Origin of the sequence: Pseudomonas sp. YuFO20, from assembly GCF_035064975.1 — a bacterium.
Lineage (GTDB): Bacteria > Pseudomonadota > Gammaproteobacteria > Pseudomonadales > Pseudomonadaceae > Aquipseudomonas > Aquipseudomonas putida_AE.
Genome location: NZ_JAXDEO010000009.1, coordinates 44,359 through 65,158, shown reverse-complemented (window position 1 = coordinate 65,158; position 20,800 = coordinate 44,359). Strand labels below are relative to the sequence as shown.

The following is a 20,800-nucleotide window of genomic DNA, read 5'->3' as shown; positions in this document are numbered from 1 at the left end:
CCGAGAACGCCAACCTGTTGACCGGAAGCGCCAATCAGCATGACCGAACCGACCTCCCTCGCCAGCTGGACCCGCGCCCTGCGCAAGCAACTCGACGCCCTGGGCCTCGACAGCACTGCCCTGTGCCAGCAAGCCGGGCTCGATCCGCAACTGATGGACGACCCCAACGCCCGTTATCCGTTGTCCGGAACCACGCGCCTGTGGGAAATCGCGGTGCAGGTCAGCGGCGACCCGGCGATCGGCTTGCGCGTCTCGCGCTTCGTCAGCCCCACCACCTTTCACGCACTCGGGTATGCGCTGGTGGCCAGCGGCAGCCTGCGGGAAGTCTTCGAACGCATCGTGCGTTATCACCAGGTGGTCAGTGACGCCCTGGAACTGGAACTGACCCGCGGCGAAGACCGCTACTGTTTCCACCTGAGGATTCCGCCAGGCAATCCGGCCCCGGCCTATGAGGCCATCGACGCCTTCGTGGCGATTTATGTGCGCACCTGCCGCAACCGCCTGGGCCGCGACTATGCACCGCTGGCGGTGTACTTGCGTCGTCCTGAGCCGGCGGACCCGCATCAATGGCACAAGGTCTTTCGCTCACCGGTGTATTTCGCCACCGGGGAGGATCGGTTGGAGTTCGCGCTGGCGGACTTTGACAGTCACCTGGACGACGCCAACCCGGAACTGGCCGAACACAACGAAGCCGTGCTCAACCGCACCCTGGCGCAACTCAAGCCGCTGACCTGGGAGCGCAAGGTCCGCGACGCCATCGAAGAGCAACTGCCGGAAGGCGAACCCAGTGCCGAACACATCGCCAAGGCACTGCACCTGAGCCTGCGCAGCCTGCAACGGCACCTGGCGGATGAGGGATGTCGGTTCGATACGCTGCTCAACGAAAGCCGCGAAAACCTGGCGTTGCTGCACCTGCGTGATCCGCAATGCTCGTTGAGCGAAATCAGCTATTTGCTGGGGTTTGCCGATACCAGCAGTTTCAGCCGTGCGTTCAAGCGCTGGACGGGGATCACGCCGGGGCAGTTTCGCGATGGGTTGCGCTGATCAGCTCTTCACAAGACTGCGGGCCATACCTGATTTCCACTGTTCCATCAGCGCTTCGCCAACGCTCGCAAAGTGACGATTGCCCTTGATGTGGTCCGCCATCTCCGTCATTGCCATGTCCATGCCATGTGCGACTTGCTGCAACAGCTCATTACAGCGTCCCTCGGTCAGATTGCAGGCCGACCGGCCAAAGCGCATCAGCATTTTGTACTTGGGCCATGCTTTTGACCCGCCTAGCAACAACGCCATACTGTCGTTCTTGATGTAGACCGAAGTGGTCACGATGTCGTAGGCGGGAGCGAGGTTGATTTGCGCATCCGTACCACAATCCTCGTACAGCACACCGAAGTTCTTGAGGTGAGCATCGCCATTTTTCAGGCCGGACGAGAGCGCAACAATCTTGAAAAAAGACTCCAACGCATGGTTGAGCAATGGCGGGGAGACGAATGCTCTTATCTGCCTTGCGGCACCTTCGTATGAACCATCGTATTTAGCCTTCGAAGGCCAGGCATTCAGGACGCAGAAATCCTCGAACCCCAAGTAACCTCGCTCATTCAGATCGAAACGTTCGACGACCAGGAATTTGCCGTGCTCGCTAAGTTCGAACTTCGGGACTTCAAGGCCCGAGTGCAAGGCGGCCCGCATGCAAAAATACTCGTTGGCCGCAAGCTCAGGGTATTCCTCGGGCCGGAAGGACTTGACCAGGTGCGTCGCGCCTCGATGAATCAACCGGTCGACAGTCGTCGCACTGTCACGGACAAGCACCTTCGGCTGCACGCCGGAAACGCCCGAGTATTGGCCATACGTGCGCAATAGATCATCGAACAAACCTTGCGCACCGTCGTGAACCAGCAGGTCCGCGAGGCTGGTTTCAGGTGGACGGTCGCTCGCATCCTGCGCGTTTGCAATGCCCACTCGACCAAGCTGGTACGGGCCAACAATCGCCAGCATTGTAAAGTCATCGAAACCCCTGACCGCTTTACTGAAACGACGAACCAACTCTTCGCGCAGAGCTCCCTCTGGCAAGTTCATTTCGAAAATTGGCGGAACACCTCGTTCCCACGTGTAGCTTTCGAGACGAGCCGGCATGGTCAACGAAACCGCGTTTTCTTCCTGCGTGCTGTCGGCATAGGTAAAAACCGAATCACTGCGCGACTGACCACGCCCGAGCGTGCCGGCCACGGCTCCCGAGACACTGATATATAGCCGGTCCTGCTCCTGCGGCTCAGCCATGGAAGTTTGCCTTCTTCAGAGAGTCCAGCGTTGGACGCTGCGCCTGACGAGGCACGGCGATGAGCTCATAGCCGAACCCGTTGAGGATCGCCTCAACCTTGCGCAGACCGATTTCGGAGATCGTGTTGTTCTCGATTCCAGAAATCGTGGAGCGGCTCATTCCGTACTGTTTTCCCAGCGCCTGCTGGGAAAGCTTTTGCTCTTTACGCAGTGAGCGGATCAGTTCACCAAGGTTTTCCATTTATCGACCTGCATCGTATACCGTGCAAAGCACCACGAAATGTGGAATATGCATTGTATTTAGTGCAGTTTAAAGACTAAGTCCAGCTGGTTTTTTACAGCGCCTGAAAACTTCAGCGTCCCTGACCCCGCCGCAACAACTTGCGCACCCGCGCCACCAGTTCACTCACGGCAAAGGGCTTGAGCAGGTAATCATCCTCGTGCAACTCCAAGCCGCGCAGGCGATCCTCGATACCATCCTTGGTAGTGAGCAGGAGCACTGGGGTCTCACCGAGCTTGCGGATCTGTTGCAGCAACTGCCAACCATTGAGCCCCGGCAGCATGACGTCGAGGATGATCAGCTCATACTCGCCCGCCTCGATGAAGCGCCGGCCGTCCATACCGTTGACTGCCACATCCACCGCATAGCTCGCTTCGCTCAGGCCATTGGCCAGGAGTTTGGCGGTCTCGGGTTCGTCTTCCACTAGCAATACACGCATGGCACACCTCGATTGTCGTTCCGACAGGCTAGGCGCGTTTGCCGGTAAAGCCCACCATTAAACGGCAACTAACGCCCGCAACCGCTGAACATCGAGGATTTCAATTTCGCCATACCCCAGATTCAATATCCCCTGCCCCTGCAAATCCTTGAGGATCTGGTTGGTGGTCTGCCGTGACAGCGACAACATCGAAGCAAGCTGCTCCTGCGGCAATTGCAGGACGCGGCGTGGTTCGTCGATTTCGCCGTACCCTTCGGCGATCATCAGCAAGCGATGGGCCAGCCGCACCGGGGCCGGCATCAGGCTCAGCTGTTCGAGATTGATGAAGGTCAGGCGCAGTTTCTGACTCATCAGCAGCGCCAGTTGCCGCCAGTACACCGGCTGTTCATCGAGCAACGTGAGCAGGGCGATTTGCGGAATGTGCAACAGCGTGCACGGGCCCAGTCCAAAGGCGTCGTGGGTACGCGCCTGGCCATCGAACAGGCAGATTTCGCCAAACCAGTGCGGCGCTTCCACCAGGCTCAGCAACGCCTCTTTGCCCTGCTCGTTCACGGCGCCTATACGCACCGCGCCTTCGAGCACCGCGTACAGGCCACAGGGCTGATCGCCGCGCTGGAACAGGCGCTGACCGGCTGATAAGCGCCGCACCCTGGCGGCGTCCAGCAGACTATCCTGTAGGGAAACAGGCAAATGGCTGAACCACTGGCCGCGCAACAGGCGTGGCCGCCAGTCCTGCATATCCATGAAAACTCCTAGAGATTGTCGCCTGGCTGACAGAGCAGTGAATGGCCCCGAGGCATGATCGTGCACCCTACAGGAGGAACAACAATGAAAAAAAGCCTCGTTGATCATCTCAGTCAATACGCCGCCTACCACCGTGATCCGCGCAACATTGCCACCCACTTTGTCGGCATCCCGTTGATTGTAGTGGCGGTGGCGGTGTTGCTGTCTCGTCCGCAATGGGCTGGGGGTTGGCTTTCACCGGCGGTGCTGGTCGCGCTGGCGTCGGCGTGGTTCTACCTGCGCCTGGAGTTGCGCCTTGGGGTGTTGATGACGGTGTTGCTGGGGCTGTGCATTTGGGCGGGCCAGGTCCTGGCGCAGCAAAGCACGCTGGTCTGGCTGAGCAGCGGCGTGGCGATGTTTGTGATTGGCTGGGCGATCCAGTTTGTTGGCCACCATTATGAAGGGCGCAAACCGGCGTTTGTCGATGATGTGACGGGGTTGATTGTCGGGCCGTTGTTTGTGGTGGTTGAGTTGGCGTTTTTGCTCGGGTTGCGGCATGAGCTGAAAGAGCAGATCGAGGCGCGGGCGGGGGGTGTGCGGGTCAATCCAAACAAAGCGGCGGCCTGAGCGGATCTGTAGGAGCTGGCTTGCCGGCGAAAGCGGTGTGTATGACACACCGCGTCATCGTTAATCGCTGGCAAGCCAGCTCCTACAGGTCAGAGGTTGGCGACCTTCTGCCAGACCTTCGGCTTGAAGAACAGCGTCTCGCCCTTGGCCAACCCGATCAGGCTGTCGTGATCCTTGACCACTTCGGCTTCGATCAGATCACTCTGGCCTTCGACCTTCAGCGTCACCCGCGTCGTCGCACCCAACGGACGGATATCGCGCACTTGCGCGGCGTGGTGATCTTCCAGTTCATGGCGCGACAGCGACACCTCGTGCGGACGGAACAGCACATGATTGTCTTCGCCCAGGTGCAGACGGTTCGAATCACCGAGGAAGTGATAAACGAAATCGCTGGCTGGATTTTCGTAGACGTCACCCGGTGCGCCGATCTGCTCGATCACGCCCTTGTTCATCACCACGATGCGGTCGGCGACTTCCATCGCCTCTTCCTGGTCGTGGGTCACGAAAACGGACGTCAGGTTGATGTCTTCGTGCAGACGCGCCAACCAGCGACGCAGCTCTTTACGAACCTTGGCGTCGAGGGCGCCGAAGGGTTCGTCGAGCAGCAGCACTTTCGGCTCCACCGCCAGGGCACGGGCCAGGGCGATACGCTGACGCTGGCCACCGGACAGTTGTTCCGGATAACGATCCGACAGCCAATCCAGCTGCACCATGTTCAGCAGTTCGTGCACCTTGGTCGCGATCTGGCTTTCGCTCGGGCGCTGGTTTTTCGGCTTCATGCGCAGGCCGAACGCGACGTTGTCGAACACCGTCATGTGGCGGAACAAAGCGTAGTGCTGGAACACGAAACCGACGTTGCGATCACGCACGTCGTGGCCGGAAACGTCTTCGCCGTGGAACACGATATTGCCCTGGTCCGGGGTTTCCAGGCCGGCGATGATCCGCAGCAACGTGGTCTTGCCGCAGCCCGACGGGCCGAGCAGCGCGACCAGTTCGCCGCTCTGGATGTCCAGGCTGATGTTGTCCAGGGCCTTGAACGCATTGAAATTCTTGCTGACGTTACGCACTTCGATCGACATGAATTATTCCTCCGCGGCGCTGGCGCGCAGGCGGTTGATACGGTTTTCGCTCCACTGCTTGAGCAGCAGGATGAAGAGCGCCAGGATCAGCAACAGGCTCGCCACGGCGAACGCGGCCACGTGGTTGTATTCGTTGTAGAGGATCTCGACGTGCAGCGGCAAGGTGTTGGTCACCCCGCGAATGTGCCCGGAAACCACCGACACCGCACCGAATTCCCCCATGGCCCGCGCGGTACAGAGCACCACGCCGTAGATCAGGCCCCATTTGATGTTGGGTACGGTGACGTGCCAGAACATCTGCCAGCCATTGGCCCCGAGCAAGCGCGCGGCCTCCTCTTCCTGGGTGCCCTGCTCCTGCATCAGCGGGATCAGTTCACGGGCCACGAACGGCACGGTGACGAATATCGTCGCCAGCACGATGCCTGGCAAGGCGAAGACGATCTGGATGTCGTGGTCCTGCAACCACGGGCCGAACAGGCCCTGGGCGCCGAACATCAACACATAGACCAGGCCGGCGATGACCGGCGATACCGAGAACGGCAGGTCGATCAGGGTCACCAGCATGCTCTTGCCGCGGAACGAGTACTTGCTCACGCACCACGCGGCACTGACGCCGAACACCAGGTTCAACGGCACCGAAATCAGTACGGCAATCAACGTCAGCTTCAGCGCCGACAGTGCGTCGGGTTCGAAGATCGCGGTGAAGAACGCACCCAGGCCGTTTTTCAAACCCTGGGACACCACGATGAACAGCGGCAGCAACAGGAACAGCGCAAAAATCAGCCAGCCAAGACCGATCAGGATTCGCCGCGAGGTCGCGCTGCCACGGCGGGCAGCGTTGGCCGAAGAGGCGGCAGCAATAGACGATTGGGACATTGTTCGCGCCTCCTTATGGGGTTTCGATGCGCCGCTGCAGCAAGTTGATCAGCAGCAACAGAATGAAGGAAACCACCAGCATCAGTACACCAATGGAGGTAGCGCCGGTGTAATCGTACTGGTCCAGCTTGACCATGATCAGCAGCGGCAGGATCTCGGTTTTCATCGGCATGTTGCCGGCGATGAAAATCACCGAACCGTACTCGCCGACCCCGCGGGCAAAGGCCAGGGCGAAACCGGTCAACCAGGCCGGAAGCAATGCCGGCACCAGGATATGACGGAACACCTGCAACGGTTTTGCACCCAGGCACGCCGCCGCTTCTTCCACTTCACGGGGAATATCGGCCAGCACTGGCTGTACGGTACGTACTACGAATGGAAGTGTCACAAAAGTGAGGGCAAGGGTGATGCCCAAGGGGGTGTAGGCGATCTTGAAACCCAGATCCGCTGCAAACTGACCCACCAGGCCGGTTGGGGTGTACAGCGCGGTCAGCGCAATACCGGCCACGGCGGTGGGCAATGCGAAGGGCAAATCGATCATCGCATCGATGATTTTGCGTCCCGGGAAGGTATAGCGCACCAGCACCCAGGCCAGCAGCGTGCCGATGATGCCGTTGATGATCGCCGCGTACAGGGCGGTGCCGAAGCTCAGCTTCAGCGCCGCCAGCACCCTTGGCGCCGAGATGATTGCCCAGAACTGCTCCCAGGTGAGTTGAGCGGCATGCACGAACATCGCCGCCAGTGGTATGAGCACAATCAGGCTGAGGTACACCAAGGTGTAGCCCAGCGTCAGCCCGAAGCCGGGTATGACGGGGGAGATACGACGCGACATAAAAGTCCCTGGTTGAGAATGCACAAAGCCTCGAATCGCGATTCGAGGCTCATTGATGGCTATTTAAGATTACTGCGCCTGGTAGATCTGGTCGAATACGCCGCCGTCGTTGAAGAATTTCGGCTGCGCGGTTTTCCAGCCACCGAAGTCTTTGTCGATGGTCACCAGGTCCAGTTTCGGGAACTGCTGGACGTATTTCGAGGCGACTTCCTTGTCCCGTGGACGATAGAAGTTTTTCGCCGCAATTTCCTGGCCCGCCGGGCTGTACAGGTGCTTGAGGTAGGCCTCGGCGATCTGCTCGTTGCCCTTCTTCTCGGCGTTCTTGTCGACCACCGCCACTGGAGGCTCGGCAAGGATCGACAGCGAAGGCACGACAATTTCGAACTTGTCGGCGCCACCATCTTCTTTCAGGGCCAGGAACGCTTCGTTTTCCCACGCCAGCAACACGTCACCCTGACCGTTGTTGACGAAGGTGATGGTCGAACCGCGAGCACCGGTGTCCAGCACTGGCACGTGCTTGAACAGGGTTTGCACGTATTCCTTGGCCTTGGCTTCGTCACCGCCATTTGCTTTCAGGCCATAGGCCCAGGCGGCGAGGAAGTTCCAGCGCGCACCGCCTGAGGTTTTCGGGTTCGGGGTGATCACCGACACGTCGTTCTTGACCAGGTCGCCCCAGTCCTTGATGCCTTTAGGGTTGCCCTTGCGCACCAGGAACACGATGGTCGAGGTGTACGGCGTGCTGGCTTCCGGCAGACGCTTCTGCCAGTCCGCCGGCAGGGTCTTGCCGAGCTTGGCGATTTCGTCGATGTCTCCGGCCAGGGCCAGGGTCACCACGTCGGCGCGCAGGCCGTCGATCACCGCCCGGCCCTGTTTGCCCGAGCCACCATGGGATTGCTGGATTTTCACGCTGTCGCCGGGATTAGTTTTCTTCCAGAAATCGACGAATTCAGCGTTGTAATCCTGGTAGAGCTCGCGGGTCGGGTCGTACGACACGTTGAGCAGTTCGTAATCCTTGGCGACCGCAGAACCGGCAAACAGGGCACTGGCCAGGGCGGCCAAAGCGAAATGGCGAATCGACGACATGGTGAAAGCTCCTGGAATTCTAATTGTGTTGGCTATTTCTTATGGATTTCTGGGATCGCGGTGTCGGCTCAAAAAATCGCTTCAGGCCGGTTTGTTGCCCGGTTGCTGCAAGCGGAATTTCTCTTTTCGTTCTATCTGAACCACCTGGGCGTTGTGCACGGTGATTTCCACCGCGCCAAAACGCAGATCGCGCAGGGCGCTCTGGATTTCGCGCAGGATGGTTGCTTCGTCCTGGCCGTCAACGCTACGTAGAGATGCGCTCATGGTGCTGCTCCTTCGACTTAGAGGTTGCCTGGCAGTGGCGGCACTGCTTGCGGCGTGAGACCAATAGTAGAGAGGCGCAGATATTCTTAAAAAGACTATTTAAGAATGTTTATATAACCAGAAGACATTATTTGGTGGGACAAGGGTTTGCGGCGTTGAAGATCAAAAGATCGCAGCCTGCGGCAGCTCCTACAGCGTCCAATCCAGCTCCTTTGGCGGCACTGGGCGCCCGAACCAGTAACCCTGGCCCAGATCACTGCCATGCTCGAGCAGAAACGCCGCCTGCTCGACCTGCTCGATGCCCTCGGCTTGCACCTGCAGGCCCATGCTCTGTGCCAGGGCGATGATGACCCGCACAATGGCTGCGTCGTCCTCGTCCCTCGGCAACCCGGCGACAAAACCCTGGTCGATCTTGAGTTTCTGTACCGGCAAGCGTTTGAGCCGCAACAGCGACGAATAACCGGTGCCGAAATCATCGATGGCCAGCCGCACACCCAATTCCCGTAGCCGGTGCATGTGCTCAAGCGCGACCTCCGGATCTTCCATCACCGCGCTCTCGGTGACTTCCAGCTCCAGGCAGTCCGGGTCCAGGCCGGTTTCGCGCAGCACCTGAGCCACTTGCTGGTACAGCTCGCGGCCGGCGAACAGTCGCGATGAAACATTCACCGCGACAAACGACAGCTTCACGCCCGCCTGTTGCCACTGGCACATCTGCTGGCAGGCCTGGCGCATCACCCAGGCATCGATCCGGGCGATAAGCCCGGTTCGTTCGGCCACCGGGATGAATTGCGCCGGAGACACCAGACCGCGCTGCGGATGCTCCCAGCGCACCAGCGCCTCGACGCCGACCAGGCGACCACTCTTGAGATCGTGAACTGGCTGGTAAAACACCCGCAGCTCGTCTTGTTCAAGGGCCCTGCGCAGTTCAGAAGCGGTCTCGACCCGCTGCCGGGCCTGGGCCGTCAACGCTTCGGTGTAAAGGGCATAGCCATCACGCCCGCCGCTCTTGGCCTTGAACAGTGCCGAGTCGGCGTTGCGCAATAACTGCTCGGCACTCAAGGCGTCACTGGGGAACAGGCTGATACCGATGCTGGCGTTGATGAATAGCCGATGCCCGTGGATATCGAAAGGCTCCTTGAGGCCCTCGATGATCCGCTGGGCCAGCGCCGCGGCCTGCATCAATTGCGGACAGCTCTCGGCCAGCACGGCGAACTCATCACCACCCAGGCGCGCCAAGGTGATTGCGGGGTCGAGCATCGCAGTCAGGCGTTCGGCCACCGCCTTGAGTACTTGGTCACCGATCGAGTGCCCAAGGCTGTCGTTGATCATCACGAAGTGATCCAGATCGATCATCAGCAACGCGCAACCCCGCTTGTGGATCTGCGCCGACGCCAGGGCATGCGTGGCACGGTCGGTGAACAGCAGGCGATTGGGCAGGCCGGTAAGCGGATCGTGATGGGCCAGGTGCCTCAGTTCGTTTTCCGAGTCCTTGATGGCGCTGATATCGGAAAATACCGCCACGAAATGACTGCAACGCCCCAGGTCGTCGTGAATCATGCGAATGGTCTGCCATTGCGGATAGATTTCGCCGCTTTTGCGCCGGTTCCAGATTTCGCCGCTCCACTCGCCGACGCTGTTGAGAGTGGCGAACATCGCCTGATAGAAGGCCGGTGGATGATGCCCAGACTTGAACAGACTGGGTTGATGCCCCAGCACTTCTTCACGCTGATAGCCGGTGATCGCCATGAAGGCGCGGTTCACATGCACGATCAGCCCCTGGTGATCGGTGACCAACACGCCTTCGCGGGTGCAATCGAACACGGCGGCCGCCTGGCGCAGACGCTCGCGGTCTTCACTTCGTTCGGGCAATTTCGCGTCGACACCCAGGCAACGCAACAATCGCGTCCGGGCCATGAAGATCAAGCCGGCGCTCACCACCACCCAGGCATAACCGTTGATCAGTTGCCAGCGTAAGCGCTCGGCCGAGTTATCGAATAAACTGCTCAATAAATAACCACTGAACAGCATCCATATGACGGAAATCAGCAGGTAGAGCAGCGCTGCACGCACGGCATCGCGATAACTGGCAGACATAAGGCTGTCCATGTCCCTACGAAAAAGTCGGGATTATAGTTTAAAGACACATCCTGCCACTCTTATCTGAAAGGGCGACTGGTTTTATCTGTCCGCTTGGTGATAATGCATCGGCTGTTTTTTCTTTTTCGAGGGCCCAATAGCCTATGTGGTACCAAGGTTTTCTCGGCTTGTCGCCCTGGTCTCTGGTGGCAGTCACCTTGCTGATGACCCACGTCACGATCATCGGCGTCACGGTCTATCTGCACCGTTACTCAGCCCATCGCTCGCTTGAGCTGAATGCTGGCCTGAAACATTTCTTCCGCTTCTGGCTGTGGCTGACCACGGCGCAGAACACTCGCGAGTGGACCGCCATCCATCGCAAGCATCACGCCAAGTGCGAAACTGTCGACGACCCGCACAGCCCGGTGATCAAGGGTTTGTCCACCGTGCTGCGCAAAGGCGCCGAGTTGTATCGCGCCGAAGCGGAAAACCCCGAGACCCTGCGCATCTACGGCAAGAACTGCCCCGATGACTGGATCGAACGCAACGTCTACACCCGCTTCCCACTGCTGGGCGTGGCGATCATGGGCGTTATCGACCTGCTGCTGTTCGGCACCATCGGCATCACCATCTGGGCCATCCAGATGATGTGGATCCCGGTGTGGGCCGCCGGCGTGGTCAATGGCCTGGGCCATGCCGTCGGCTACCGCAACTTCGAGTGTCGCGATGCAGCGACCAACCTGGTGCCCTGGGGCATCCTGATCGGTGGTGAAGAGCTGCATAACAACCATCACACCTACCCTAACTCGGCAAAACTGTCGGTGAAGAAGTGGGAGTTCGACCTGGGCTGGGCCTGGATCCAGGTGTTCAGCTTCCTGCGCCTGGCCAAGGTCCAGCGGGTCGCGCCGATTGCCCACCGTGTCGAAGGCAAGGGCAACCTGGACATGGACACCGCCATGGCGATCCTCAACAACCGCTTCCAGATCATGGCCCAGTACCGCAAGCTGGTGATCGGGCCGTTGGTCAAGCAAGAGCTGGAAAAGGTCGATCACTCGGTGCGCCACCAGTTCCATCGCGCCAAGCGTTTGCTTTCGCGGGAAACCAGCCTGCTGGACGACAAGCACCACGTTCGTATCCAGACCATGCTCGAACACAGCCAGGCGCTGAAGGTCATCTACGAGAAACGCCTGGCCTTGCAGCAGATCTGGGTCAAGACCAGCTCAAATGGTCACGACATGCTGGCCGCCATCAAGGATTGGGTACACGAAGCGGAAGCCAGCGGGATTCAATCCCTGCGTGACTTTGCCGATCAGTTGAAGACCTATTCCCTGCGCCCAAGCGCTGCCTGACACCGTTGATCGGTGCGCCCTTTAGCAGGGCGCACCCTTCGGAACTTCGCTACAAATCCCTTATCTCAAAGACACTTCGCCATCCTGGCGGGCTTGAACGTGGCCGCTTCGAACCTGGAGCGACGCACGCCCTTTGAGATTTGTGTCGATGGTCAACAATCAACAAGACTCATCCCCTGTGCAGTGGCCCGAGGCCGCGCAAACCCTGATGGCGCTGATGCACGCCCAGGGCGAGGTGGCGCGCCTGAGCGAGCGTGAACAGCTGTTCAGCACCTTGCTGGTGAGCGTCAACGCGGTGCTGTGGGCATTCAACTGGGAAACCCGTCAGGTGCTGTATGTCAGCCCTGCCTATGAACGGATTTTCGGCCGCAGCGCCGACCTGCTGCTGGCCGACTACAACCAATGGCGCGACAGCATTTACCCCGACGACCTCGAGTACGCCGAGCGCAGCCTGGCGGACGTGCTGGTCAAGGGCGCCGTTGAAGATCGCGAGTACCGGATCATGACCGCCGACGGGCAGCTGCGCTGGCTCAGCGACAAGTGCTTCATCAACCGTCAGGCCGAGCCTGGTCAGCCGGTGATCATTGTCGGCATCGCTGAAGACATCACCGACAAGAAGCAACTGGAGTCCGAACTGCAACGGCTGGCGACCACCGACGCCCTGACCCGCAGCAGCAACCGCCGGCATTTCTTCGAAGGCGCCGAGCAGGAATTCGAACAGGCGCGACAACAGGGCACGCCGCTATCGTTCCTCATGCTGGACATCGATGATTTCAAGGTGATCAACGACACCTATGGCCACCAGGAAGGCGACAACGTGCTGCAGCACATTGCCGACAGCGGCCGCGCGGCGCTGCGCCGCGGCGATCTGTTCGGGCGCATTGGCGGCGAGGAATTCGCCGCGGTGTTCCCCGGTTGCACGCCGCAGATGGCCCTGCAGGTGGCTGAGCGCGTGCAACGGGAGATTCAGAGCCTGAGCTTCAACCATGATGGCCAGACGTTCGGCATCACCGTCAGCCAGGGCCTGACCAGCCTTACGGCCGAGGATGAAAGCGTGGAAAACCTGTTTGCCCGGGCGGATGCGGCAATGTACGAGGCCAAGCGCCAGGGCAAGAATCGCATCATCACCGCCTGACCCGTCCAACACAGGACCAATGTGGGAGCGGGCTTGCTCGCGAAGGAGGTATTTCAGGCAACATCCATGTCGTCTGGCCCACCGCTTTCGCGAGCAAGCCCGCTCCCACAAGGGGAAGATGAGGAGCCTACCTCTTGTGCATCCTTACCAACTCCGGCAAGCCAATCCTCAGCAACCGCGCCGTCCGGCTATTGGCCAGCGTCTCAAGGCCCTCATGCTCGTTCAGGCGCGCCAATTGCGCCGCCATGTTCATCACCAGGGCTTCACGGGAGTAAACCCCGCCACCGAGCTGGTAAGCGGCTGCAATCAGCTGTCGCAGCTCCAACGGCAGACGCCAGCGGGTGCGCAACGCCGAACCGTAGGCGGCACTGAACTCGGCCAATGCCTCGCCCACTTGCTCCTGCTCGTCCAGTTCGCCACCGGCCTGTTTCCATTCCTGCAAACAGCGCAACAACGCCAGGTCGCCCAGTCGATGCAGCATGCCGGCGCAGTAGCAACGCGCCTGGTCCAGATCCAGCAAGCGCGCCAGCGTTCGCGCGTACTCGGCGGTGTGCAGCGACAAATCCCAGTAACGCTCGGCATAGTCCGCCAGCTGCGGATCGCTGAGCCGAGCACTGCGCTTGAGCGTCAGGCCCAGGATCAGGTTCATGCTTTGCCCGGTGCCCAACCGGTGCAGGGCCTGGCTCAGGGTCTGCACAGCGGTGCCATGGTGCTGGGCGGCACTGTTGGCGGCGGCGATCAGCACGGCGGTAACCTGTGGATCGGTGCGGATCTCGTCTTCCAGCACCGTCAGATCCAGGCCGTTGGGGTTGAGGCTTCGTTTGACCGCCACTTGCACGTCAGTCATCAGCGGCGCGCCCTCCGCCAGCTCGCGGCGGCGCTCAAGGAACACCGGCAAGGTCATGCTCGGCGCCAGCGCCGGCACTTCGCACGACACCTCTTCCCCAGCGTTGAGCAGCAACACCTGCAGGCGCTGGGTCAGGCTGGCCATGTTCAGGGGTTTGGTCAGGTAAGCAGCAGGGGCCAGCGGCAAGGCCTCACGCACGCTCGCACTGTCGTTGCGGCTGCTCATCAGAATGAACGGCAACGGTGGATTGCGTTTGCGCTGACGCACACTGCGCAACACATTCAGGCCATCGACGCCTGGCAACCCCCAGTCGGCGATGACCAGGTCGTAAGGGTTTGACGCCAGCAACTCCAGCGCCTGCTGACCATCGGCACACAAATCCAGCCGTGCATCGCAGCGAACGTTCAACAACACTTCCTTGAGCAGATCCCGGGACCACGGGTCGGCCTCGGCGATCAACACTCGCGGAATCGCGGGTAAAATGACGACTGTCATACAGCTCTCCCTGGCAATCCGTGAACCTTAAGCCAAAGCCGGCCACCGGATACAGCGCTAATACGCGGGTTGTGTTTTCGGGGGTATGAAAAAACCCGCCGAAGCGGGTTTTTTGTGAAGCAGGTCACACTCGGTGATCAGAGCTCGGAGAAGCACTCTTCGATGATCGCCAGGCCTTTGTCCAGTTGCTCGTCCGGCGAAGTCAGCGGTACCAGGACGCGCAGAACGTTGCCGTAGGTGCCGCAGGACAGCAGGATCAGGCCCTTGTCGCGAGCCTTGGCCACAACGGACGCTACAGCTGCAGCGTTCGGCTTGTGGCTGTCGCCGTTTTCGAACAGCTCGACCGCGATCATCGCGCCCAGGGCACGCACTTCACCGATCACCGGGTACTTGGCCTGGATGGCTTTCAGGCCAGTCACCAGACGCTCGCCGACTGCCTTGCAGCGGTCCAGCAGGTGCTCTTCTTCGAACACTTCCATCACGGCCAGGGCCGCGGCGCAAGCGATCGGGCTACCGGCGTAGGTGCCGCCCAGGCCGCCTGGAGCGATGGCGTCCATGTATTCGGCCTTGCCGCACACACCGGCCAGCGGGAAGCCGCCAGCGATGGATTTGGCGAAGGTGGTCAGGTCGGCAGCAACGCCCATCTGTTCCATGGCGAAGAACGTACCGGTACGGCCAGCGCCAGTCTGTACTTCGTCAGCGATCAGCAGGATGCCGTGCTGGTCGCACAGGGCACGCAGACGCTTCATGAATTCTTTCGGAGCGACGTAGAAACCACCTTCGCCCTGAACCGGCTCGATGATGATCGCGGCGATGTCTTTCGGCTCGGCATCGTTCTTGAAGATGCGTTCGATGGAAGCGATCGAATCGTCGATGCTCACACCGTGCAGTTCGTTCGGGTACAGCGCGCGGAAGATGCCGCCTGGCATCAGGCCCATGCCGGCCGAGTAAGGCACGACTTTACCGGTCAGGCCCAGGGTCATCATGGTGCGACCGTGGTAAGCGCCGGTGAACGCGATCACGCCGGCACGCCCAGTGGCGGCACGGGCGATCTTGATCGAGTTTTCCACGGCTTCGGAGCCGGTGGTGACCAGCAGGGTTTTCTTGGCGAAATCACCAGGCACCTTGGCGTTGATTTTTTCGCACACTTCTACATACGGTTCGTAAGCCAGAACCTGGAAGCAGGTGTGGGTCAGCTTGTTCAGCTGCTCGGTCACGGCCGCGATGATTTTCGGGTGCACGTGGCCGGTGTTCAGTACAGCGATACCGCCAGCGAAGTCGATGAACTCACGACCTTCAACGTCGGTCACGGTCGCGTTCTTCGCGGATTCGGCGAAAATCGGGTGAATCTGGCCAACACCACGTGGAACAGCATTGGTACGGCGGGCCATCAAATCAGCGTTAGTCTTGCTCATTACATTCCTCATTCGCCGCTCATCGGTCGGCGTGGTTCAAGGATTAAGCGGTGGGGAGGTAACTGAGGCAGCATGCGATGATCGACTGCCACAGCTTTCCCGACCACAGAGAAAATTCCGGTTTGAAGCAGCGCAAAGGGACAGCGCTCTCGTGCCCTTTGCGCTTGAAGCAATGCCCTGCTGGGCTTATCCCTTCGAGCTTAGATGCCCAGGCAGAGGTATTTGATTTCCAGGTAATCTTCGATGCCGTACTTGGAGCCTTCACGGCCCAGGCCCGAGGCCTTGATACCGCCGAACGGCGCGACTTCGTTGGAGATCAGCCCGGTGTTGACGCCGACCATGCCGTATTCCAGGGCTTCAGCCACACGGAACACACGACCCAGGTCGCGAGCATAGAAGTACGAGGCCAGGCCGAACTCGGTGTCGTTGGACATCGCGATCACGTCGGCTTCATCTTTGAAGCGGAACAGCGGCGCCAGTGGGCCGAAGGTTTCTTCCTTGGCCACGGCCGCGTTGTTCGGCACGTTGGTCAGGATGGTCGGCTCGAAGAAGTTACCTTCCATCGATTTGCCGCCGGACAGCACGGTGGCGCCTTTGGCAACGGCGTCGGCAATGTGCTCTTGCACCTTGGCCACGGCTTTTTCGTCGATCAGCGGACCAGTGGTGGTGCCGTCTTCCAGACCGTTACCGATCTTCAGCTTGGCCACGGCCACTTTCAGTTTCTCGGCGAACGCGTCGTAGACCGAATCCTGAATATACAGGCGGTTGGCGCAGACGCAGGTCTGGCCGTTGTTGCGGTACTTGGAAATGATCGCGCCTTCGACGGCCTTATCCAGGTCCGCGTCATCGAACACGATGAACGGCGCGTTGCCGCCCAGTTCCAGGGACACTTTCTTGATGTCCTTGGCGCATTCCGACATCAGCTGGCGACCGATTTCGGTCGAACCGGTGAAGGAGAGCTTGCGCACGATCGGGTTGCTGGTCAGCTCGCTGCCGATGTCGCCGGCGCTGCCGGACACCACGCTGAACACGCCAGCCGGGATGCCGGCACGCTGGGCCAGTTCAGCCAGGGCGAATGCCGAGAACGGAGTTTGCGAAGCAGGCTTGAGCACCATGGTGCAACCGGCGGCCAGGGCCGGGCCGGCTTTACGGGTGATCATGGCAGCCGGGAAGTTCCACGGGGTGATGGCAGCGGTCACGCCGATAGGCTGCTTGATCACGATCAGGCGCTTGTCTGGCTGGTGGCCCGGAATCACGTCACCGTAGATGCGCTTGGCTTCTTCGGCGAACCACTCGATGAACGATGCGGCGTAAACGATTTCGCCCTTGGCTTCGGCCAATGGCTTGCCCTGCTCCAGGGTCATCAGGCGAGCCAGGTCGTCCTGGTTCTCGATGATCAGCTCGTACCAGCGACGCAGCTTGTTCGCACGTTCTTTGGCGGTCAGTGCACGCCAGGCCGGCAGCGCTTTGTCAGCGGCTTCGATTGCACGGCGGGTTTCGGCAGCGCCCATTTTCGGCACGGTGCCCAGAATTTCGCCCGTTGCCGGGTTGTTGACCTTGATCGTCTGACCATTGTCCGCATCAACCCAAGCGCCATCGATGAAGGCTTGCTGGCGGAACAACTGGGTGTCTTTAAGCTGCATGTCGGCTTTCCTTAACAGCACCGCGGCAGGCGCGGAGCAAATTATGATTGTAGAAAGGCGCCTCAGTAGGCTGCCGTCAGGGAAATCATTCACCGGGCTGAAGCACATAAATAGCGCACTGATTCAAATCGTGCGGTTCAGCACCCAGACAAGAGCGTTTGAAATCTCAAACGAATCCTAGGATCAAAGGGGGTAAAGGACAATAGGCCGTTCGAAAAAAAGAACGAAAACCTCTTTTTTGCTGCAAATTTCTGATCAACGTAGCAAACGCAGGTTACGCTTTAAAAAAACACAGGCGATTCAGCAGCATGGACGCCTGCAACGCATATGAGTATCATGGCGCCCGCTGCACCAGTAGCTCAGCTGGATAGAGTACTGCCCTCCGAAGGCAGGGGTCGTGGGTTCGAATCCCGCCTGGTGCACCATACGTAAAAACGAGAAAGCCTCAGGTCGTAGGGTCTGGGGCTTTTTTGTGGGTGCTCGGTTTATCTGAACGGCTACGAAATGATAAAAGGTGCAGCGAACGTCGAGTTGCCTCTAACGCTGAATTCAGCGTCCTGCACAACTCGCTGCCAAGGAGTGCAAGGTGATATGCAAATGATGCAAGGCTATCCAAAGCCGTGGCAGAGCTACCAAATGCAGCTTGATTTGCTGATGGTTCGAGGAATGGTTGTAACAGACCAAGCCAAAGCGCTGGAATATCTGGAGCGCATAGGTTACTACCGCCTAAGCGGTTACTGGTTTGCATTCCGCGAACGCACTGAGCTCTGCTGCCCACTCGATCAACAAGCTCGTACAAAGCCAACCAGGACGAAGCCGACTCGACTTCCGCTCGACAGTTTCAAGCCTGGCACGACATTCCAGAACGCAGTCGACCTGTACGTCTTCGATAAGAAACTGCGACTGTTGACCATGGATGCCTTGGAGCGCATTGAAATTGCTTTACGGGTGGACATTTCCCACGGGCTCGGCAAACACGAAAAGTTTGCCTACCTACGACCTGATCTGTTCCATGAAAGCTTTTCCACTCGACTGGACGGTAAAACCGGACTGACTAAACATCATGCCTGGCTTGGTAAACACGCTGCGTTGATCAATCGCTCGAACGAAGACTTCATTCGCCACAACAAGGAAAAGTACGGACTTCCATTGGCGGTGTGGGTGGCATGCGAGGTTTGGGACTTCGGCACGCTTTCGACGCTTTACGCTGGCATGGCCGAGGCAGACCAAGATGCTATTTCGCAGGAGTACGGCATCAGCAACGGCAGGGTTTTCGCCAGTTGGCTGCGCAGCCTGAATTATCTACGCAACGTCTGCGCCCATCACAGTCGTCTGTGGAACCGAAATATTGTCGATCAACCGAAGCTGCCATCTGAGGACCAAGCGCCAACCTTGTCAGCTTTCCATGATGACGCACACCGCCGGGCTCGTCCGTTCATGCTTTTGTGCATCACCCAGCATCTGATGAAAGTCATCAACCCATCATCGAGTTGGGGAAAACGATTGAAGGCGTTGCTGGAAAACGATTTCCCTGATCTGACGCATCTGGACCTCAGCCTGGAAGGGATGGGAGTCGACCCAGACTGGAAAAAGCGCGACTGGTAAGCGGAAAAATTTCAGGCAATAAAAAACCCCTGAGCAATCTCAACGCCGAAGCGCATCAACCGACAGGGGCCGTGTTGTGGGCGATTATAAGGTTTGAGGACGTCTCGTCAACTGCCGACAAGCAGGCCATGACTCCCGACTTTCCGTTCCGCAATATGAAAGAGAAACCATATATTCAAGAGTGTCTTGCGACTCGTAACCCTTCGAATTGCTGTTAATCATCCTTTGGCGGCAGCAGCTTATTCACTCCGTCGTCCAGTCAAACTCGTCGTATTCATCATCCTCGTCGTCCTCGAACTCTTCCCCTTCAAGAACATCTTCTTCCTCAGCATTAGCCTCTTCCTGCTGATTCAGCAGAAAATCCTTACGGCTCTCGGTAATTGCCCGCCGTAATTCCTCGCCCTTTTCCGGGCAGTTGAGCATTTGGGCGATGCGGTCGATTTTTTTTGTCACGGCATCCTCCAACGCATCGACTATGGCCCGATAGTGCGCGCTTTCGGGCCTTGATGCCAAATCGTCGAGAGTTGGGCCGATCAGTTTTTCTGCAGTTCCTTGAGTCGGGCGCTGAGGTTTTCTTCGGGAAAGCGTTTGTGCAGGTCGGCCAGCAGTTTGTCGGCGGCTTGCTTGTGCCCGGTTTTTTGCAGGTGCAGCACTTCGCGCAATTGCTCATCCAGGGATTTCACCGGGGGCGCGGCGCGCTTGCTGGACTTGGCTTCGTCCGCCATGTCGGCGCTGAAGGATTCTGCTTGTGCCGGGGCTGCCGATTCCGCCATTGGTGCGGCGGGGGCCGGGGCGGAGAGCGCGCCAGCCGGTGCTTTCAGGGAACGGGCCAGCGCTGGCGGCGCTGCTTCGGCTTCCTGTTTGGCCACCGGTGCCGCAGGCGCGAAGTCGTAGCTGGGCACTTGCTCAGGCGTGCGCTGGACCATTGAGAGCATCAGTGCGATGCCGACCAGGCTGGCGAATGCCACTTGCCAGCGAGGTTGCTGGCAGGCGCGAAGCCAGCGTTGCCACAGGCCTGGCTTCGGTGCAGGGGCTTCTTTACGCGCGGCGGTAAGGATCAAGGCGTCGAGATGCGCCGGAGGTTCGCCGCTGGCCTGCTCGCGGTAATGTTCTAGCGTTCGGTCCGTTGTGTGCTTGGCGTCAGTCATGTCAGTACCTCCTCGGCCAGCAGCCGACGCAGTTTTTGCTGGGCGTAACGCAAGCGGCTCTTGACGGTTTCCAGCGGTGTTTCGGTGAGGGTGGCGATCTGCGGCAAATCGAGATCGCTGTAGGCGCGCAGCAGGAACACTTCGCGCTGGTCGGCGGGCAAGGCTTGCAGGGCGGCCTCCAGACGCTGGCTGTCACGGCTCAGGCTCAGCAGTTGCTCGGGATCGGTGGTGTCATCGGGCAGGGCATGGGCTTGTTCGTCATAGCTGTCGTGCAGCGGTTGGTGGACGCCATGTTTGCGCCAGTGATCGATCAAGCGGTTGCGGGCAATCTGGTAGAGCCAGGTACGAAAAGTCGCCCGACCTTGTGGCTGACTGCCGCTGCGGATCAGGCTCAGCCAGGTTTCCTGATAGACCTCCTCGGCGAGTTCCGCCCTGCCGCTCAACCCCAGCAGAAATCGGTACAAACCCTGGCGGTGGCGCGCGTACAGAATCTCGAACGCCGCGCCGTCGCCCTCGCGATAACGGGCCAGCAGCGCTTCGTCGCTGCTGGCCTCGGAGCTGCTTGCGGGCGCAAACAGCTGGCTGATGAACCCCTTCAATCGGCTCA

At 59.5% G+C, this 20,800-nt stretch carries 21 protein-coding genes and 1 tRNA gene; 6 read left to right on the top strand and 16 right to left on the bottom strand.

Annotation, left to right across the window (positions count from 1 at the left end):
* Window positions 1–39: 39 nt before the first annotated feature.
* On the top strand, window positions 40–1,044 hold the full coding sequence (locus SOP85_RS07240; RefSeq protein WP_274075049.1) for an AraC family transcriptional regulator: 1,005 nt from the start codon (window positions 40–42) through the stop codon (window positions 1,042–1,044).
* Here the strand turns inward: SOP85_RS07240 and SOP85_RS07235 are convergent, their stop codons facing one another.
* From SOP85_RS07235 to SOP85_RS07220, 4 genes are all read right to left on the bottom strand, one after another.
* Complete coding sequence (locus tag SOP85_RS07235) at window positions 1,045–2,277, bottom strand: type II toxin-antitoxin system HipA family toxin (RefSeq protein WP_323626517.1); 1,233 nt, start codon at window positions 2,275–2,277, stop codon at window positions 1,045–1,047.
* On the bottom strand, window positions 2,270–2,518 hold the full coding sequence (locus SOP85_RS07230; protein ID WP_323608078.1) for a helix-turn-helix domain-containing protein: 249 nt from the start codon (window positions 2,516–2,518) through the stop codon (window positions 2,270–2,272). The genes SOP85_RS07235 and SOP85_RS07230 overlap by 8 nt, the downstream gene beginning before the upstream one ends.
* Window positions 2,519–2,630: 112 nt before the next feature.
* Window positions 2,631–2,996 carry a response regulator gene (locus SOP85_RS07225; protein WP_323626516.1) on the bottom strand — a complete coding sequence of 122 codons (366 nt, stop codon included), beginning with the start codon at window positions 2,994–2,996 and terminating at the stop codon, window positions 2,631–2,633.
* Window positions 2,997–3,053: 57 nt separating this feature from the next.
* The gene (locus SOP85_RS07220) at window positions 3,054–3,740 is read right to left on the bottom strand and encodes a Crp/Fnr family transcriptional regulator (RefSeq protein WP_323626515.1); all 687 of its coding nucleotides are present in this window, start codon (window positions 3,738–3,740) and stop codon (window positions 3,054–3,056) included.
* An 84-nt stretch (window positions 3,741–3,824) separates the two neighbouring features.
* On the opposite strand from SOP85_RS07220, the gene SOP85_RS07215 reads away from it, so the two are divergent.
* A complete protein-coding gene (locus tag SOP85_RS07215) occupies window positions 3,825–4,346 on the top strand; it encodes an Mpo1 family 2-hydroxy fatty acid dioxygenase (protein ID WP_323626514.1) in 522 nt (173 codons plus the stop codon).
* Between the two features lie 89 nt (window positions 4,347–4,435).
* Here the strand turns inward: SOP85_RS07215 and SOP85_RS07210 are convergent, their stop codons facing one another.
* The 6 genes from SOP85_RS07210 to dibA all read right to left on the bottom strand — a co-directional run bounded on the left by SOP85_RS07210 (window position 4,436) and on the right by dibA (window position 10,574).
* The gene (locus tag SOP85_RS07210) at window positions 4,436–5,425 is read right to left on the bottom strand and encodes a sulfate/molybdate ABC transporter ATP-binding protein (RefSeq protein ID WP_274075043.1); all 990 of its coding nucleotides are present in this window, start codon (window positions 5,423–5,425) and stop codon (window positions 4,436–4,438) included.
* A gap of 3 nt (window positions 5,426–5,428) precedes the next feature.
* Entirely contained in the window at window positions 5,429–6,301 is an 873-nt protein-coding gene (cysW, locus tag SOP85_RS07205) for a sulfate ABC transporter permease subunit CysW (RefSeq protein WP_274075042.1), read from the bottom strand.
* Between the two features lie 13 nt (window positions 6,302–6,314).
* Entirely contained in the window at window positions 6,315–7,133 is an 819-nt protein-coding gene (gene cysT, locus SOP85_RS07200; protein WP_323626511.1) for a sulfate ABC transporter permease subunit CysT, read from the bottom strand.
* Between the two features lie 69 nt (window positions 7,134–7,202).
* Window positions 7,203–8,216: a sulfate ABC transporter substrate-binding protein gene (locus SOP85_RS07195; protein WP_323626510.1), complete on the bottom strand. Its 1,014-nt coding sequence runs from the start codon at window positions 8,214–8,216 to the stop codon at window positions 7,203–7,205.
* An 81-nt stretch (window positions 8,217–8,297) separates the two neighbouring features.
* A complete protein-coding gene (oscA, locus tag SOP85_RS07190; RefSeq protein ID WP_274075040.1) occupies window positions 8,298–8,480 on the bottom strand; it encodes a sulfur starvation response protein OscA in 183 nt (60 codons plus the stop codon).
* A gap of 189 nt (window positions 8,481–8,669) precedes the next feature.
* Window positions 8,670–10,574, bottom strand: a complete 1,905-nt coding sequence (dibA, locus tag SOP85_RS07185) for a phosphodiesterase DibA (protein ID WP_323626509.1) — start codon at window positions 10,572–10,574, stop codon at window positions 8,670–8,672.
* Between the two features lie 146 nt (window positions 10,575–10,720).
* Between dibA and desA the strand changes: the two genes are divergently transcribed.
* Both desA and SOP85_RS07175 read left to right on the top strand, forming a co-directional pair.
* Window positions 10,721–11,905, top strand: coding sequence for a delta-9 fatty acid desaturase DesA (gene desA, locus SOP85_RS07180; protein WP_274075038.1), 1,185 nt, complete (start codon window positions 10,721–10,723; stop codon window positions 11,903–11,905).
* A 148-nt stretch (window positions 11,906–12,053) separates the two neighbouring features.
* Window positions 12,054–13,040 carry a GGDEF domain-containing protein gene (locus SOP85_RS07175; RefSeq protein WP_323608081.1) on the top strand — a complete coding sequence of 329 codons (987 nt, stop codon included), beginning with the start codon at window positions 12,054–12,056 and terminating at the stop codon, window positions 13,038–13,040.
* 127 nt (window positions 13,041–13,167) lie between these two features.
* On the opposite strand, the gene SOP85_RS07170 is transcribed toward SOP85_RS07175, so the two are convergent.
* The 3 genes from SOP85_RS07170 to gabD form a co-directional block, all read right to left on the bottom strand.
* Entirely contained in the window at window positions 13,168–14,382 is a 1,215-nt protein-coding gene (locus SOP85_RS07170) for a response regulator (RefSeq protein ID WP_323626507.1), read from the bottom strand.
* Window positions 14,383–14,519: 137 nt separating this feature from the next.
* Entirely contained in the window at window positions 14,520–15,797 is a 1,278-nt protein-coding gene (gene gabT / locus SOP85_RS07165) for a 4-aminobutyrate--2-oxoglutarate transaminase (protein ID WP_274075035.1), read from the bottom strand.
* Window positions 15,798–15,997: 200 nt separating this feature from the next.
* A complete protein-coding gene (gene gabD, locus SOP85_RS07160; RefSeq protein WP_046815380.1) occupies window positions 15,998–17,440 on the bottom strand; it encodes an NADP-dependent succinate-semialdehyde dehydrogenase in 1,443 nt (480 codons plus the stop codon).
* Window positions 17,441–17,788: 348 nt separating this feature from the next.
* Between gabD and SOP85_RS07155 the strand changes: the two genes are divergently transcribed.
* Both SOP85_RS07155 and SOP85_RS07150 read left to right on the top strand, forming a co-directional pair.
* Window positions 17,789–17,865, top strand: a tRNA-Arg gene (locus SOP85_RS07155).
* A 172-nt stretch (window positions 17,866–18,037) separates the two neighbouring features.
* On the top strand, window positions 18,038–19,045 hold the full coding sequence (locus SOP85_RS07150; RefSeq protein ID WP_323626556.1) for an Abi family protein: 1,008 nt from the start codon (window positions 18,038–18,040) through the stop codon (window positions 19,043–19,045).
* 243 nt (window positions 19,046–19,288) lie between these two features.
* On the opposite strand, the gene SOP85_RS07145 is transcribed toward SOP85_RS07150, so the two are convergent.
* The 3 genes from SOP85_RS07145 to SOP85_RS07135 are packed head-to-tail and all read right to left on the bottom strand — an operon-like array spanning window position 19,289 to window position 20,771.
* On the bottom strand, window positions 19,289–19,558 hold the full coding sequence (locus SOP85_RS07145) for a hypothetical protein (RefSeq protein WP_274075033.1): 270 nt from the start codon (window positions 19,556–19,558) through the stop codon (window positions 19,289–19,291).
* Between the two features lie 20 nt (window positions 19,559–19,578).
* Window positions 19,579–20,193 carry a hypothetical protein gene (locus SOP85_RS07140; RefSeq protein WP_323626506.1) on the bottom strand — a complete coding sequence of 205 codons (615 nt, stop codon included), beginning with the start codon at window positions 20,191–20,193 and terminating at the stop codon, window positions 19,579–19,581.
* Window positions 20,190–20,771 (bottom strand): RNA polymerase sigma factor, encoded by a 582-nt coding sequence (locus tag SOP85_RS07135; protein WP_406591440.1) that lies wholly within the window; start codon window positions 20,769–20,771, stop codon window positions 20,190–20,192. Before SOP85_RS07135 ends, SOP85_RS07140 begins: the two co-directional genes overlap by 4 nt.
* Between the last annotated feature and the right edge of the window lie 29 nt (window positions 20,772–20,800).

Coding starts and splice junctions, on each gene's coding strand:
- SOP85_RS07240 (WP_274075049.1), top strand. CDS start 40: ATGACCGAACCGACCTCCCTCGCCAGCTGGACCCGCGCCCTGCGCAAG.
- SOP85_RS07235 (WP_323626517.1), bottom strand. CDS start 2,277: ATGGCTGAGCCGCAGGAGCAGGACCGGCTATATATCAGTGTCTCGGGA.
- SOP85_RS07230 (WP_323608078.1), bottom strand. CDS start 2,518: ATGGAAAACCTTGGTGAACTGATCCGCTCACTGCGTAAAGAGCAAAAG.
- SOP85_RS07225 (WP_323626516.1), bottom strand. CDS start 2,996: ATGCGTGTATTGCTAGTGGAAGACGAACCCGAGACCGCCAAACTCCTG.
- SOP85_RS07220 (WP_323626515.1), bottom strand. CDS start 3,740: ATGGATATGCAGGACTGGCGGCCACGCCTGTTGCGCGGCCAGTGGTTC.
- SOP85_RS07215 (WP_323626514.1), top strand. CDS start 3,825: ATGAAAAAAAGCCTCGTTGATCATCTCAGTCAATACGCCGCCTACCAC.
- SOP85_RS07210 (WP_274075043.1), bottom strand. CDS start 5,425: ATGTCGATCGAAGTGCGTAACGTCAGCAAGAATTTCAATGCGTTCAAG.
- cysW (WP_274075042.1), bottom strand. CDS start 6,301: ATGTCCCAATCGTCTATTGCTGCCGCCTCTTCGGCCAACGCTGCCCGC.
- cysT (WP_323626511.1), bottom strand. CDS start 7,133: ATGTCGCGTCGTATCTCCCCCGTCATACCCGGCTTCGGGCTGACGCTG.
- SOP85_RS07195 (WP_323626510.1), bottom strand. CDS start 8,216: ATGTCGTCGATTCGCCATTTCGCTTTGGCCGCCCTGGCCAGTGCCCTG.
- oscA (WP_274075040.1), bottom strand. CDS start 8,480: ATGAGCGCATCTCTACGTAGCGTTGACGGCCAGGACGAAGCAACCATC.
- dibA (WP_323626509.1), bottom strand. CDS start 10,574: ATGTCTGCCAGTTATCGCGATGCCGTGCGTGCAGCGCTGCTCTACCTG.
- desA (WP_274075038.1), top strand. CDS start 10,721: ATGTGGTACCAAGGTTTTCTCGGCTTGTCGCCCTGGTCTCTGGTGGCA.
- SOP85_RS07175 (WP_323608081.1), top strand. CDS start 12,054: ATGGTCAACAATCAACAAGACTCATCCCCTGTGCAGTGGCCCGAGGCC.
- SOP85_RS07170 (WP_323626507.1), bottom strand. CDS start 14,382: ATGACAGTCGTCATTTTACCCGCGATTCCGCGAGTGTTGATCGCCGAG.
- gabT (WP_274075035.1), bottom strand. CDS start 15,797: ATGAGCAAGACTAACGCTGATTTGATGGCCCGCCGTACCAATGCTGTT.
- gabD (WP_046815380.1), bottom strand. CDS start 17,440: ATGCAGCTTAAAGACACCCAGTTGTTCCGCCAGCAAGCCTTCATCGAT.
- SOP85_RS07150 (WP_323626556.1), top strand. CDS start 18,038: ATGATGCAAGGCTATCCAAAGCCGTGGCAGAGCTACCAAATGCAGCTT.
- SOP85_RS07140 (WP_323626506.1), bottom strand. CDS start 20,193: ATGACTGACGCCAAGCACACAACGGACCGAACGCTAGAACATTACCGC.